This window comes from Halobaculum limi (genome assembly GCF_029490015.1).
GTDB lineage: Archaea > Halobacteriota > Halobacteria > Halobacteriales > Haloferacaceae > Halobaculum > Halobaculum limi.
This window is the reverse complement of the sequence record NZ_CP120468.1, coordinates 1,026,689-1,040,767: the sequence shown is the minus strand read 5'-3', so window position 1 is coordinate 1,040,767 and position 14,079 is coordinate 1,026,689. Positions and strand designations below refer to the sequence as shown.

The window sequence follows — 14,079 nt, the reverse complement described above, 5'->3', positions numbered from 1 at the left end:
CACCGAGAGGTGTCTGGTTCTACACACAGCCGTGGGGGTCGGGTCGACCACCCGACCACTCGGTTGCGACCCACTCGCGGAGCGACGGCCTCAGTTGCTCTTGTAGCCCGTGACGTCCTCGACGTCCAACGCCCACATATCGATCCGACCGCGGGGGTCCGACCGGCGGAACAAGCCGGGGTACCACCCGTTGTCGCCGATGGCGTCGCGTCCGCGCTCCCACTCGTCGCTGCCTTCGAGTCGCGTGATCGGTCCGCGGACGCTCACGCTGTGCCAGTCGTCGCGTCCGTTCTCCTCGTACATCGTCAGCGTCGCACGTTCGGTCGTGTTCGCGAACTCGTTTTTCGTACTCGGTTCGTGGTAGCCGATGAACACGAAGTAACAGCGCTCGCCGTCGTAGCCGAACGACATCGGGACCGCGTACGTCTCACCGTCGCGCGCCAGCGACAAGACGGCCGTTCCGTGGGTGCGTAACGCGTCTTCTATCTCCGCGTCGGTCATCTCGTTTTCCACCAACGCGTCTACGTCCGCGGTGTCGTCGCTCATGCTAGAGTTGTTAGTGAGACAATCATATTAATTAGCCACACAGTAGCCACACGCCGGTGTTCCCCGGTCGAGATCGGGTGCCCTCGATCCGTGGCGACCGCCGGGCGATTTATCCACGACTCCAACGAGTACCAGATATGACACTCGTCCGTCACGGCGGCGGACCGATAGCCGTCGCCCGCGCGTACGCCTCCCAGGTCCACCCGGTGTTTATGCTCCCGCCGGTGGCGACGGCGCTGTTCGGGGCGGCGCTCGCCGGGCAGTTCGACCCCGTCGTGGCGCTGGTGTACGCGACGGCGGCGTTCTTCGCGGTGTACACCGCTCACGTGAAAGACGGCTTCGTCGACTTCCACCTGCGCGACGAGGACGACGACCACCCGATGACCAAACGTGGCTGCCGCCTCGGCCTCGCGGTCGCGACGGCTGGATTCCTCGCGTGTCTCGTCGCCCTCGCGGTCCTCGCGACGCCGCTGTCGGTCGCGCTTGCGCTCCCGATGTGGCTCATCGGCTACCTCCACGCGCCGCAGTTCGACACCAATCCGGTGACGACGACGCTGGGCTACCCCGTGGGAATTGGGTTGTGTCTGCTCGGTGGCTACGCCGCGCAGACTGGGACGCTCGCGGCCGCACCGCTCTCTCTCGCCGCCGTGTTCGTCGTCGTCCTCGGCGGGGTGAAGATCATCGACGACGCGAAAGACTACGAGTACGATCGCTCCATCGACAAGCGGACGGTCGCGGTCGCACTCGGTCGGCGGCGCTCGCGCAGTCTCGCGATCGCGGCGCTGGCGGTCGGCCTGTTCGCGGTCGTCCCGCTGACGGTGACCGAGGTGTTGCCACCGGCGTCACCAGTTGCCAGCGTCGCCTTCGGCGTCGTCGCCGCGATTGCGGTCGGCAAAGACTCGACGACGGCGACGATGCTGCTCGTTCGCGGCGCGTACCTCTTCCTCGCGGGACTGCTCGTCGCCGTGTTCTTCCGACCGCTCGCGGGGATTCCGCTCCCGGACATCACCGTCCTCGGCCCGTACACCTACCTCGCGACGGAGGTGCTGTTCGGGAGCGCCGCACTCGCGCTCCTCGTTTGGGCGGGCCGCGCCGCGACGTGGCGGGCGGCACGGACCGTCGCGGTCGTCTACCCGGTCGCGTACGTCTGGGACTGGTACACCCTAGAAGTGGGCGTCTTCTCTATCCCGATGCGAACCGGCATCGAACTGCTGGGGATTCCGCTCGAAGAGCACATCTTTATGATCGTTGTGCCGGCGCTCGTGTTAGGAATCCACGAGACGCTGCACCCACGGTCGGCGAGAGCCGAGAAAGAGAGCGACGCGAAGTAGTCGCGATTACTCCCGCTTCGCCTTCGGGTTCGTCACTGCGCCGTTGGCGGCGCTGCCGAAGTCGCGGGCGTACTTCGCGAACACGCCGCCGGTGTACTGCGGTTCCGGCGGTTCGTATGCCTCCGCACGCGCGTCCAGTTCGTCGTCGCTCAGGTCGACCGAGAGGTCGCGTTCGGGGATGTCGACCGTCACGGTGTCGCCGTCTTCGACGAGGCCGATGGGCCCGCCCTCGACGGCCTCGGGCGCGACGTGGCCGACCATCGGCCCACGGGTCGCTCCCGAGAAGCGGCCGTCCGTCAGGAGAGCGACGTCATCCTCGTGGCCCGCGCCGACGACGGCGGCGGTGACGCCGAGCATCTCGCGCATCCCCGGCCCGCCGCGCGGCCCTTCGTTGCGGATCACGATCACGTCGCCGGATTCGATCCCACCAGACTGGACGTACTCCATCGCGTCCTCCTCGGCCTCGAACACGCGGGCGGGCCCCTCGTGGTGGAACGCGTCGTCGCCGGTCACCTTCAGCACCGCGCCGTCGGGCGCGAGGTTGCCCGTCAAGACCTTGATCGCACCCTCTGCGGAGTACGGATCGTCGACCGTGTACAGGAAGTCGGCGTCGATGTCCTCGTCGGCGGGAATCTGGCCAATCTCCTCCAGGTGAGCGATCTCCTCGGCCATCGTCCGCCCAGTTACCGTCGCGGCGTCACCGTGCATATACCCGCCCTCGATGAGGCGACGGATCACGACCGGGACACCACCGATGGCGTCCAGATCCTGCATCACGCGGGTGCCGCCAGGCTGGAGATTCGCGATCTTCGGCGTGCGCCGCGATATCTCGTCGAACTCGGTGATGTCCAGATCGACGTCGGCCTCGGCCGCCAGCGCCAGCAAGTGGAGGACGGCGTTGGTCGACCCGCCCATCGCCACCTGCACCGCGATGGCGTTCTCGAACGACTCCTTGCTCAGGATGTCGGAGGGGCGGCGGTCTTCCGCGACACACTCCAGCGCGAGTTCGCCCGCGCGGCGAGCCACGTCGTAGCGCTCCTCTGACTCTGCCATCGGCGATGCAGATCCGAGCGGGGCCATCCCAAGCGCCTCGGAGATACTCGCCATCGTGTTCGCGGTGAACATCCCGCCACACGACCCCGCGCCGGGGCAGGCGTGGCGCTCCATCTGGTCGAGTTCCTCCGCGCTCATCTCGCCCTCCGCGTACGTGCCGACGCCCTCGAAGACGTTCTGCACGGTGACGTCGCGGCCTTCGTGTTCGCCCGGCCGGATCGACCCGCCGTAGAGGAACACTGAGGGCAGGTCGGTCCGGATGGACGCCATCAACATTCCGGGGAGGTTCTTGTCACAGCCAGCGACCGTGACGAGGGCGTCCATCCGCTCGCCGAAGGAGACGAGTTCGACCGAGTCAGCGATCACTTCACGAGAGATGAGGCTCGCTTTCATCCCCTCGGTCCCCATCGAGATGGCGTCCGAGATGGTGACCGTGCCGAACTCGATAGGCATCCCCTCGGCCTGTTCGATGCCCTCGCGGGCGGCGTCGGCCACGTCGTCGAGGTGGACGTTACACGGCGTGATGTCGGCGGCGGGGTTCGGGATGCCGACCATCGGCGACGACAGGTCGGCGTCGTCGTACCCCATCGCGCGGAACATCGCGCGGTGTGGGGCGCGCTCGGCCCCCGCGGTCACCTCGCGGCTTCGGAGGGATTCGTCCTTCTCGCCGGCGAACGCGTCCGCGTCGGCGTCGTCCGCGCGGTCGCGACGGTGTTGCTCGCTCATACCACGGGGTCGGCGTCGGGCCTGATAAACTGCCGCACACGAACACATGTTGCTGTCAGTCTCGCGGCGACGGTGACGCAGCAACAAACGGGACGCTGGGGGCCACCGACGACCGTGCCCCTCAGTCGAGCAAGTCGACGGTGTTAGCGGCGTTGACCCGGCCCGCACCGAACTCGGGGTCGCTCTGACCGTTGCCTCCTTCGGTTCCCTTCTTGATCACGCTCTCGACTTGGTTCGCGTTGAGCGAGGGGTCGAGACTGCGTACGAGACCGACCAGTCCCGCGACCTGCGGGGCGGCCATCGAGGTTCCGGAGATGTAGTCGTAGCCAGTGAGCCCGACGCTGGACGTGAGGTCCGTCGGCCACGTCGACAGCACGCCGTTGAATGGGAACGGGACGTCCCCCGGATCGCCTGTCTCCCCGAGCGTCCGCGGAATCGTCTCGTACCAGCCACCCGGCGCAGCCACGTCGATGTCGCTGGTGCCGTAGTTCGAGTAGAACGACAGCGTGTCGGCGGGCGAGGTCGCGCTGACGGTGATCACAGCCGGGACGCTGTTCGGGAGCGTGAGCCCACCGCCCTGCTGGAGGTTGCCCGAGTCGTTGCCGGCCGACCCAGTGATGACGGTGCCGCGCCGGACCGCGCTCTGGAACACCTTCTGGACGTTCGAGCGTAACTGGTTGATCTCGACACCAGGCTCTTGCACGCCGGGGATGCCGAGGCTAAAGTTGGCGACGTCGGCGCCGATTTCGGCCGCGTAGTCGATCCCTTTGAGGATGTCACCGAACGTCGCGCCGCCGTCTGCGGGGAACACGCGCACCGGCACCAACTCGGCGTCGGGCGCGACGCCCACCACCCCTTCCTCGCCGGTCGCCGCCGCGATGCCGGCGCAGTGGGTACCGTGGTACCCCGAATCACCAGGGCCGACCTCCGGAACGTCGTCGTTCGCGACGAACGCGGCGCCCAGGTCCTCGTTGACGTTCCCGAGATCCGGGTGGTCTAGGTCGATCCCTGTGTCAATGATCGCGATTCGTGCGCCCTCGCCGGTGGTGGTCTCGTGTGCAGTCCCCGTCTCCAGCAGGTCGTTGTCCCACTGGAGGTCGCGCAGTGCTGCGTCGTCGCCGGGGGTGGATGCGTCTTCGGCGTCTACCTCCGGCAGTTCCAGTTCGACCTCGACGTCTCGGCTCACCGCGGTGACTCCGGACGTGTCTGCGAGCGTGTCGCCCGCGCCAGCAGGGCCAGTCACGACGGCGACGTTCCCGTCGGCGAGGACGTGTCGAACGGAGAACTCCATCCCCTCAAACACCGTGCCGACGTCTCCACTGCCACCGACGACGTACTGTGCCGCCTCGTCGCCCGCGCTCGCGAGTCCGCTGAACGTCAGTGTCGCTCCGGTCGCTCCGATTCCGCGCATCAGTGTGCGTCTGGTTATGTGCATAGGTAACGTGCCAATCGCAGGCTATCATTGCCTAGTAATATTCACGTAAATATGTATTGATTTTCCAACTACAATATAGTACATATGATGCAAGAATATCCTGGCGGCGACGCTACCTCGATCGGTCGAGTGCGGGAGACTGCAGAACGGTCAGCGACGAGTCACCAGGCGACGGTGAGTGCTCACCAGTTCAGACGTCAGCCTCCGGCGTCGACGGCGGCGTGTCGGCGGTCTCGTGACTCGGGTCGTGGTCGGGCCACACGCGGCGGAGGTGGCCACGAATCGCGCCGTCGACGAACGACTCGTTGTCGAGGTTCGCGGCGTGTCCGGCGTGCGGGACGACGAGGAGTCGAGCGTGGGGAAGTCGCGCCGCGAGGCTCTGCATCTGTCGGACGACGAATCCCGCCTCGTTCTCGCCGTACAGCGCGAGGGTTGGCACCGTGATGTGGGAGTAGTCGATTCGCGTCCGGTCGAACGCACTCAGCGCACGGATCACCTTCGCGAACTCTTCGGTCCCCATCAGCGGTCCCGACTCCCGGATCGCCTCGATCCGTGCGTAGTCGCCGCTGACGCCCTCCCCGGAGATGCGTTCTTGCAGCCACACCATCGCCTTCTCGACGCGCGGATAGCCGACCAGCCGAACGAGCGGGATCGTCGCACGGAGCAACTGGCGCTGGATCCGCTCACCGACCGTGAGCGGCGTCGGCCCGAACGTGTCCACGAGCACCAGTCCCGACAGGCGGTCGGGATACCGCGCGGCGAACGACTGCGCGATGCACCCACCCATCGACAGACCGCAGACGACCGGCCGATCCAGATCGAGTGCGTCGATCAGCGCGGCCAGATCGTCGGCGAATAGGTCGATCGAGTACGACGCCCGTGAACTGCCGCCGGTGCGTCCGTGCCCGCGCACGTCGTACGCGACGACCGTGTACTCGTCGGCGAGGGCGTCCATCTGCGGCGCCCACTGCGTGTGGTCGACGATGGCGCCGTGAACGAACACGACGGCGGGGCCGTCGCCGCGGCGCTGGTAGTACGTCTCGATGTCGTTCGTCGCGACGGTGGGCATAACCCGAGCGTACGTGGTGGATGGGTATAACCGTCGCTGCGCGTCCGACGGTGCGAAAATCTGGGTTCATTGACCACCCGCCCGTCGCCCCGATCGATCCGCACTCGGGCCGATCCCGGCGTACCCGTGGCCACGGGCCGGCGAGGGTTCTCTCGATGTCCGTCGACCGCTGGGAAAAATTTCTACCCCGGGTGAGACCGCGCTTAGAAACTGTCCTTGAGTCGGACCTCGTCGTCGGTGACCGTGTGAATGCGATTCTCCTCGAGGGCGTAGTCGTCTTCGTCAGCGTGGCCCCAGCCGAGTTTCGAACGGATCGAGTCGGTGAGGCCGGGATCGGCGTTCACGTAGGCGACCCCGGACTTGACCTCGGTGACCATCCCGATCTTTCGGCCGCCGGAGTCGACTACTGCTTTGCCCTCGTCGTCGTCTGTAATGTGGTTTCGGTCCATCGCTCTTGAGCGGAGACTTCGCGCGGACATTGTTATACAGGGAGTTCCCGAAGGAGATACTCAGTAGACCCGCGTTGTATCAAGCGTGGCCGTCCATACTCCGGCGGCGTCTGTTGGTTTCGGGTGCGACTGGTTCACGGAGTGCTGTCGTCTCGTGCGAGCACGGACCCGGCTACGCCGTGACTCGTCGCGGAGCCGCCGGGACTGTCGGCGTCGTCCGTGCGTCGACACGGGGGGACGTCGTAGCTTTGGCCGATCAGTTCAACTCGCCGGACGCGTCCAGTTCCGCTGCCAGCGCATCGATGTGGTCGATGCCGACCACGGCGACGATATCCCCATCTCCGTCTTCCTGGAGGTCCACAAGCCGGGCGGCCATCGCCGCTTCCCTGGCGGCGTCTTCGAGTCTGGTGGCCCGAGAGCGGTTCGCACTCCGGAACGCGTTCGTGAACGAGCGACACCGCTCGACCTGCTCGCGTTCGTGGATCGCCTGATCGGTGGGGGCGTCCGTCCGTGCGGCGTCGTGGGGAGTCGGCGAGTCGACTTCCAGACAGGCCGAACTGCAGGCGTTGACGGCCGCGGCAGCCAGACACACGAGCGCGTGACTCGTTGTTTCGGCGGTGTTCGAGACGACGGTTCGAACCGTCTCCAGCGGCGGCCGCTCCCGAAGCAGGACTCCTGCCAGCCGCCGGAAGAAGTCGCCGGTCGGCCGGTCGATACCGACGACGGGGCTGGAGTCAGCGGCCTGAATCGCCGCGCTCATCTCGCCGCCAAGGGCAGGCGGGGTCTGGTCGGTGGCCGCGTACTGCTCGAAGAGCGGCAGTGAAATCGGCGGGAGCTCCAGCGCGAGTATCCCGGGGTCGACGCGCTCGATGACGTGTCGAACCCGGTAGACGCTCGCCGGGTGGTCGTGGACGGTGCCGACGAGCGTTACCGTCCAGTCGTCATCCGATATCTGCCGGACGTACTCACCGGTCACCCGGGGGTCTGAATCGACGTCGATTTCGGGGGGAGCAGCCATAGTACGGTGCGGTTACGCAGTCTTAGCGGAGGGTTACTTAACGCCGTCGTTCACGCCGACCCGGCGGCACGATGGCTGTCAAGTAGTAACTGCGCTCGCCGAACGCGGCGGTCTACTGTCTGGTTGTCGCTGGCAACGTTGGCCCGTCGCTCGGCGTGGAGACGACGGGTGAACAGCCGACGCACTCGTTGGCGTCGCGCCGCTCGAATACTGCAAAAGCGCCTGCCGGCGTGGTGTGAAAGATCCCGGTCCCGTGAGCGAGTCGTTCTCCGAGTCACCCGTCACAGGCCGGCCACGGGTCGACTGCGAGCCCCTCAGTTCGCGTCGAGTCCGCTCAGCACTCGCTCCAACCGCACGACTCGCACGTCTTGCAGCCCTCGGAGTAGTACAGCGTCATACTCCCGCAGTCGGGGCACTCGGGCGACTCGCCGTTCGCGATGAGTTCGTCCACCGCGTCGGTTTGCTCCTGGACGTCGCCGGCGTCCTCCGGGCCGGGCGCGCCAGTCTCGGCGGCCCCGCTCTCGACGGCCGCACCGCCGTCGGCCTCCGGTTCGGTCGCGTCGGCGCCGACTTCGTCGAGGCTGGTCTGCTCGGGGTAGCCTTTCTCCACCTCGTCGTCGAGGTAGCGGCGCATCGCCGTGCCGATGGCGTCCGGGATGGACTGAATCTGCTCGCCTTTGTCCCACGCGATCTTGGGGCTCCGGGTGCCCTGCAGTTCGTCGACGATCTCACGCGGGTCGACGCCCGAGCGAAGCGCCGTCGAGATGACCTTCGCCAGCGACTCCGTGAAGGAGTTGGTGAAGCCACCGGAGTGGCCGATGTTGGCGAACAACTCGAACGGTTCGCCCGTCTCGGGGTCCTCGTTGATGGTGATGTACATCTTCCCGTAGCCAGTCTCGATGAGTTGCGTGACGCCGCGCAGCGAGTCCGGCCGGGCGCGCTTCTCGGTGTAGTCGATGTTGACCGTCTTCGCGTCGGCGGATTCGAGCAGGCCCGACACCTCCTCGTCGAGGGCGGCCTGCACGTCGTCGTTCTCGAGGAAGCCCTCGATGCCGCCGAAGACCTCGGAGATCTGCTCGACGAGTGCCTCCGCGGCCTCGCTCTCGTCGGCGAACTCCGTGTTGTCCGCGCGCGTCGTCAGCACCTGCTTCGAGCGGGTGCCGTCGCGGTAGTAGGTGACGCCCTTGCCGCCGTGCTTGTAGATGTACTCGAACACCTCCTGGGCGTCCTCCAGCGTGGAGTCGTTGGGCGCGTTGACCGTCTTCGAGATGGCGGAGTCGACGCCCTTCTGACAGGCGACCTGCACGCCGGCGTGGTCTTTCGCGGTGAGGTCGCCGGTGACGACGAACAGTTCGCCGATGGCGTCCGGGACGGTGTCGAGGCCGTCGACGCCGTCGAACTGGTTGCTAGCCATCTGCTCTTGGGCCTCCTGTTTGACCTCGTCGACGTCGATGTCGTTGGCCTCCAACACGCGCAGGAAGTAGTCGTCGAACTCGACGAGCATCTCGTCGCCCTGGACGTCGTCGGAGACGTTCTTGTAGTAGGCGACGTTGTAGATTGGCTCACAACCGCCGGTGGTGTTGCCCACCATCGAGGTGGTTCCCGTCGGTGCGATGGTCGTCGTGTTGTGGTTGCGGATGGGGTAGCCGTCCTCCCAGTCGTGGGGGTCCTCGCCGACGTACTGCTCGAACCAGTCGGCGTAGCGGACGGGGTCGGCGTACTTCGAGTCTTCCCAGTCGTTGAAGACGCCGCGCTCCTCCGCGAGGTCGTGGCTTGCGGCCTTCGACTGGTGGTTGATGTGCGTCATCAACTCCTCGGCGATGAGGTTGCCGGCGTCGGAGCCGTAGCGGACGCCCAGTTGGATGTACAGTTGGGCGAGACCCATCACGCCGAGTCCGATCTTCCGCATGTCCCGGACCTTCTGTTCGATCTCGGGGACGGGGAAGTCGGACATCGTGACGACGTTCTCGAGGAAGCGCGTCCCCATCTCGATGCGGTGGTCGAACTCCTCGAAGTCGATTGCCTCCTCGAGGAACGCCTCGACGGCCGCCTGTTCGCTGTCGTACTCGTCGCCGTTGGCGCCGTACCAGACGCGCCAGTCGGGGGCGTCGAGGTCGGCGAGCGTCGAGAGGTTGATGTGGCCGAGGTTGCACGCCTCGTACTCCTCCAACGGCTGCTCGCCGCAGGGGTTCGTCGCGAGGATGCGGTGGTCGGGGTGCTCCTCCACGTCGAACGAGTGGAGTTTGTTGATGCGTTCGAGGTAGACGACGCCGGGTTCGCCGTTCTCGTGGGCCCCCTCGACGATGTGATCCCAGATCTTCTGCGCCGGCACCGACAGCACCTCGCCGACCTCGACGTGTTCGCCGAGGCCGAACATATCGTACAGTTCCTTCGTCTGCGGCGTCGCGACGTGCGGTTCCTCCGTGCGCGGGTTGGTGAAGGTGAACTCCTCGCCGTTCTCCAGCGCCTCCATAAAGTCGTCGGTGACGCCGACGGAGATATTGAAGTTCGACAGGTGGCCCTCGACGGCGTTGCGGAGGTGCTTGGGCACCTTGCCGTCCTCGTCGATGAGTTCGCGGGCCTCGTCGAGCGCATCCGCGAACGACGTGTGCGTGAAGTCGTCGGGGTCGTTCAGGCGCAGCGTGTTCGCCAGCGAGACGTCTTTGTTCTTCGCGTGGAGGAACTGGATGACGTCCGGGTGGCTGACGCGCATCACGCCCATCTGCGCACCGCGGCGGGCGCCGCCTTGCGCGATGGTCTCGCACATCTGGTCGAATGTCCGCATGAACGTGATGGGACCGGAGGCGATGCCACCGGTAGAGCCGACGGCGTCGCCGTACGGCCGGAGCTTCCAGAAGGCGTAGCCCATCCCGCCGCCGGACTGGAACACCTGCGCGGCCTCCTTGGCCGTCTGGTGGATGTCGTCGATGTCGTCGGCGGGCGAGTCGACGAAACACGCGGACAACTGCTGGAGTTCGTCGCCGGCGTTCATCAGCGTCGGCGAGTTCGGCATAAACGCGAGCCGTTCCATCAGTTCTTGGAACTCGTCGGCCGCCTCCTCGACGTGCGTGCGCACGTCGTCGGGGAGTTCCGGCACGACCGTCTCGTAGGCGAACTTGTTGACGTTGTAGACGGTCAGTTCGGTCTCGGCGTCGTCCTCGGCGGTGACGCCCGCGCCGAACACTTCTTCGGCGAGTTCGTCGCGGCGCGGGTGGTCGGGCTTCAGTTGGTCGGGCGTGACCGTGATGGGATCGTCGCTCGCGTAGACGGCCTCCGCGAGCGCGACGTTGTGGCCAACGCGCTCGAACAGTTCCTCCTGCGACTCGACGGGTTCGCCGTTCGCGTCCTTGCGCAGGTAGCGCGCGGGCAGGATGTTGTCGTAGGCGTTGGAGGTGAGTCGCTCGCGCAGCGTCTCTCCTTCGGTTCGTTTGATCGGCAGTACGAGGTCGTCGGCGTCGAGGTCCGCGCGACTCATTCGTCGCGTGCCTCCCCGGCAGGGCCGGTGAATCGACAGACGTGTGTGTGGGAGTTGTGGCGTTCCATAGTGACTCTCGGACGAGCGTTCGGTAACGGACCCACGCAGATAAACGGCGTGGGTTCCGGTAGGCTTGTGTTAATTCAACTTCGTTTGATGTAGGCGTGGCCTATCGGTTTGTTGGTGTATACCGCCGGTTCGCTCTGTACTCTTGTTGTGCGAGCACCAGTATAAGGATGTTCAGAGCGGAGTGAAAGTGATCGAACCGAGATGCTGGCGGCACCGAGTGAGGGTATCGTCGCCCCGTCGGTCGGTTGCGGGGCAAGGGGTATATCCCATGCCGAACAATGCGGGGCTATGGATGCCATCCTCTCGGCCGCCCACGTGGGATCAGCGCTACTGTTGCAACTGCCCGGACCACTCGACACTACGCTCGGGAAAGTGTTTCTCGCGCTGGTCGCGTTCCTCGCGGTGCTGGTGATCGGTCGCATCGTCCTCCGGGTCGCGTGGAAACTGGCCCTAATCGCTGCGCTCGCTATCGGCGTGTTCCTCCTCGTGACGACGTATCTCGTCTGAGGCGCGCCGTCCGGCCGAGATTCCTGTCTGGAGTACTATGTGAAAGCAAGGTGTTATCCGCGCCTGTAGCGTCTGGCTGGCAATGGTACAGCCGCCGGCAGCCGAACCCGTCGACGACGACCTCCACGGCCTTCGAACCGCCAGCCGACAGATGGCTCGCGCGGAGGACACTACCGAGGTCGCGGATGCGTTCGTCAACGCGTGCGTGCGGACGCTCGGGGTCGACCTCGCCGCCGTCCGCGGCTACGACCCCCGACGTGACGCGCTCGACGTCGTCGCAGCCTCGGACGCCGCCGGCCCGTATCTCGACGGCTGGGGCGACCACCGCCGCGGCGACGACGACAGCCCCGCCTGGCGAGCGTACGTCACCGGCGACCCACAGTACGTCGAGAGCCCAGACTCGGGAACCGGCGCTGACCCCGTCTCGTACGCGCTGTATCTCCCACTGGGGAGTCACGCAGTCGCGACCGTCGCGACGCTGGATACTGCGGGCTTCGGCGACCGAACGCGCTACCTGCTCGAGACGCTCGCCTCCGACGCGACGGCGGCACTCGACGCCGTCGTCGACCGACGCGGCCTGGCCGGACTCCACGACGCGACCCGACTGATGCAGTGTGAAGACGACGCCGAGGTCATCGTCGCCATCGCCGTCGACGCGACCGAGGAAGTGCTCGGCATCCCGTACAGCAACGCCCGACTTCGCAAACACGACTCCGACGCGATGCCGGTCGTCGCCGTCTCCGACGCCGTTGCGAAAGACGTCGGCGTCGGCGACGACACCGCCGACGAGCGAATCGCACGCGAGGCGTTCGAAACTGGGAGCCTCGTCGTTCGGACCGACGGGTCCGAAGGCTCGACGGACGGCAGCCACACACCGTTCGGCGTCACAGCCGTCTATCCGCTGGGCGACCACGGCACGCTCACCGTCGCGCTTCCCGAGGGGATGCCGCTGGGCGGTCGCCGTCGAGAACTCGCGCGGGTGTTGGCCGACAACACGACCGGCGCACTCGACCGCGCAGAACGGACCGCCCGCCTCCGCGAACAGGCGTCGACCATCGCCGCACAGGACGAACGACTGGAGGAGTTCGCGAACGTGGTGAGCCACGACCTCCGAAACCCGCTCAACGTCGCGAAGGGCCGACTCGACCTCGGTCGCGACCGGGTCGACGACGAGGAGGTGGCCGCCGACCTCGACATCGCGAGCGAGGCGCTTGACCGCGTCGCCGACATCGTCGACAACGCCCGGATGCTCGCCGTCGGCGAAGAGGTCGGTGAGACCGATCTGCTGTCGGTGGCAGAGGCGGCAACAGCGGCGTGGAGCGCCGTCGAGACGGGCGACGCGGAGTTGCTCGTCGAGGCAGAGTGCGAGGTAGCCGCGGACCCCGGCCTGTTCGCGCAGTTGTTCGAGAACGCCTTCCGCAACGCCATCGAACACGCCGGCGGCGCCCCGCGCATCCTCGTGACCGACACGGACGACGGCTTCGCCATCGAAGACGACGGCCCCGGTATTCCGCCCGACGAACGCGGCGCGGTGTTCCGCATCGGCTACTCCGGCGACGGCGGCACGGGACTCGGCCTCGGCATCATCGCCCGCGTCGTCGAGGCCCACGGCTGGACCGTCCGCATCGAAGACGGGTCCCGCTTCGGGGGTGCGCGATTCGTGATTGAACCTTGACTGGAACGGGGATAGTGCGGTCGCCGGCCGTCCCGCGCCGTGACAGATCGCACGCGGTCGCCGGCCGTCCCGCGCCGGCGACACGCAAGCGGTAAACCCCCGGCGCGACCACCCACACTGAAGATGTTGCTCACGCTCGAGGGCCTCGACGGGAGCGGGAAGACGACCGCGTGGGAGGCGCTCCAGGCCGTCTACCCGGACGCGACGTTCACCAGCGAGCCGACCGATACGTGGTACGGCGAGGCCGTCCGCCGGTCGCTCGGCGAGGACACCGACCCAATTTCGGACCTCTTTCTGTTCACCGCCGACCACGCCGACCACCTCTCGCGGGTGGTGAAACCCGCGCTCGCGGACGGCGAGTTGGTCATCTCCGATCGCTTCACCGACTCGCGGTACGCGTATCAGGCCGCCAGCCTCGCCGACACCGAGATTTCCCGTCCCCTCGAGTACATTCGAGGAGTACACAGCGCATTCACGCGCGAACCCGACGCGACCATCTACCTCGACGTCGACCCCGAGACGGCCGCCGCCCGCGCCGGCGCGAGCGACAAGTTCGAGCGCGCGTCGTTCCTCGCGGAGGTACAGTCCAACTACGAGCGCCTCATCGACGCCGAACCGGAGCGGTTCGTCCGCGTCGACGCCTCCCGGTCGCCCGAGGAAGTCCTCGACTCAGTCGAGCGAAGCGCCGAGCAACTGATCGAAGCCCACGGCGACGACTGAGGCCGA

The 14,079-nt window shown here is 66.6% G+C and carries 11 protein-coding genes; 4 read left to right on the top strand and 7 right to left on the bottom strand.

Annotation, left to right across the window (positions count from 1 at the left end; genetic code table 11):
- Positions 1 to 90: 90 nt before the first annotated feature.
- On the bottom strand, positions 91 to 546 hold the full coding sequence (locus P0D77_RS05230) for a pyridoxamine 5'-phosphate oxidase family protein (protein WP_277555173.1): 456 nt from the start codon (positions 544 to 546) through the stop codon (positions 91 to 93).
- Positions 547 to 683: 137 nt separating this feature from the next.
- Between P0D77_RS05230 and P0D77_RS05225 the strand changes: the two genes are divergently transcribed.
- Positions 684 to 1,877, top strand: a complete 1,194-nt coding sequence (locus tag P0D77_RS05225) for a lycopene cyclase domain-containing protein (RefSeq protein ID WP_277555172.1) — start codon at positions 684 to 686, stop codon at positions 1,875 to 1,877.
- A 6-nt stretch (positions 1,878 to 1,883) separates the two neighbouring features.
- On the opposite strand, the gene ilvD is transcribed toward P0D77_RS05225, so the two are convergent.
- The 6 genes from ilvD to P0D77_RS05195 form a co-directional block, all read right to left on the bottom strand.
- Positions 1,884 to 3,656: a dihydroxy-acid dehydratase gene (gene ilvD, locus P0D77_RS05220; RefSeq protein WP_277555171.1), complete on the bottom strand. Its 1,773-nt coding sequence runs from the start codon at positions 3,654 to 3,656 to the stop codon at positions 1,884 to 1,886.
- A gap of 121 nt (positions 3,657 to 3,777) precedes the next feature.
- On the bottom strand, positions 3,778 to 5,067 hold the full coding sequence (locus P0D77_RS05215) for a S8 family serine peptidase (RefSeq protein WP_277555170.1): 1,290 nt from the start codon (positions 5,065 to 5,067) through the stop codon (positions 3,778 to 3,780).
- Between the two features lie 214 nt (positions 5,068 to 5,281).
- The gene (locus P0D77_RS05210) at positions 5,282 to 6,160 is read right to left on the bottom strand and encodes an alpha/beta fold hydrolase (RefSeq protein ID WP_277555168.1); all 879 of its coding nucleotides are present in this window, start codon (positions 6,158 to 6,160) and stop codon (positions 5,282 to 5,284) included.
- A gap of 203 nt (positions 6,161 to 6,363) precedes the next feature.
- Positions 6,364 to 6,609 (bottom strand): DUF8593 domain-containing protein, encoded by a 246-nt coding sequence (locus P0D77_RS05205; RefSeq protein ID WP_277555166.1) that lies wholly within the window; start codon positions 6,607 to 6,609, stop codon positions 6,364 to 6,366.
- A gap of 256 nt (positions 6,610 to 6,865) precedes the next feature.
- A complete protein-coding gene (locus P0D77_RS05200) occupies positions 6,866 to 7,627 on the bottom strand; it encodes a TraB/GumN family protein (protein WP_277555165.1) in 762 nt (253 codons plus the stop codon).
- Between the two features lie 334 nt (positions 7,628 to 7,961).
- The gene (locus tag P0D77_RS05195; protein WP_277555164.1) at positions 7,962 to 11,102 is read right to left on the bottom strand and encodes an adenosylcobalamin-dependent ribonucleoside-diphosphate reductase; all 3,141 of its coding nucleotides are present in this window, start codon (positions 11,100 to 11,102) and stop codon (positions 7,962 to 7,964) included.
- A gap of 357 nt (positions 11,103 to 11,459) precedes the next feature.
- Here P0D77_RS05195 and P0D77_RS05190 point away from each other — a divergent pair, with 357 nt between their 5' ends.
- The 3 genes from P0D77_RS05190 (at position 11,460) to tmk (ending at position 14,073) form a co-directional block, all read left to right on the top strand.
- Complete coding sequence (locus tag P0D77_RS05190; RefSeq protein ID WP_277555163.1) at positions 11,460 to 11,678, top strand: DUF8029 family protein; 219 nt, start codon at positions 11,460 to 11,462, stop codon at positions 11,676 to 11,678.
- Positions 11,679 to 11,760: 82 nt separating this feature from the next.
- Positions 11,761 to 13,353 (top strand): sensor histidine kinase, encoded by a 1,593-nt coding sequence (locus P0D77_RS05185; protein WP_277555161.1) that lies wholly within the window; start codon positions 11,761 to 11,763, stop codon positions 13,351 to 13,353.
- A 123-nt stretch (positions 13,354 to 13,476) separates the two neighbouring features.
- Entirely contained in the window at positions 13,477 to 14,073 is a 597-nt protein-coding gene (gene tmk / locus P0D77_RS05180) for a dTMP kinase (RefSeq protein WP_277555160.1), read from the top strand.
- The last annotated feature ends 6 nt before the right edge of the window (positions 14,074 to 14,079 follow it).

Coding starts and splice junctions, on each gene's coding strand:
- P0D77_RS05185 (WP_277555161.1), top strand. CDS start 11,761: ATGGTACAGCCGCCGGCAGCCGAACCCGTCGACGACGACCTCCACGGC.
- P0D77_RS05215 (WP_277555170.1), bottom strand. CDS start 5,067: ATGCGCGGAATCGGAGCGACCGGAGCGACACTGACGTTCAGCGGACTC.
- ilvD (WP_277555171.1), bottom strand. CDS start 3,656: ATGAGCGAGCAACACCGTCGCGACCGCGCGGACGACGCCGACGCGGAC.
- P0D77_RS05195 (WP_277555164.1), bottom strand. CDS start 11,102: ATGAGTCGCGCGGACCTCGACGCCGACGACCTCGTACTGCCGATCAAA.
- P0D77_RS05200 (WP_277555165.1), bottom strand. CDS start 7,627: ATGGCTGCTCCCCCCGAAATCGACGTCGATTCAGACCCCCGGGTGACC.
- P0D77_RS05190 (WP_277555163.1), top strand. CDS start 11,460: ATGGATGCCATCCTCTCGGCCGCCCACGTGGGATCAGCGCTACTGTTG.
- P0D77_RS05205 (WP_277555166.1), bottom strand. CDS start 6,609: ATGGACCGAAACCACATTACAGACGACGACGAGGGCAAAGCAGTAGTC.
- tmk (WP_277555160.1), top strand. CDS start 13,477: ATGTTGCTCACGCTCGAGGGCCTCGACGGGAGCGGGAAGACGACCGCG.
- P0D77_RS05230 (WP_277555173.1), bottom strand. CDS start 546: ATGAGCGACGACACCGCGGACGTAGACGCGTTGGTGGAAAACGAGATG.
- P0D77_RS05225 (WP_277555172.1), top strand. CDS start 684: ATGACACTCGTCCGTCACGGCGGCGGACCGATAGCCGTCGCCCGCGCG.
- P0D77_RS05210 (WP_277555168.1), bottom strand. CDS start 6,160: ATGCCCACCGTCGCGACGAACGACATCGAGACGTACTACCAGCGCCGC.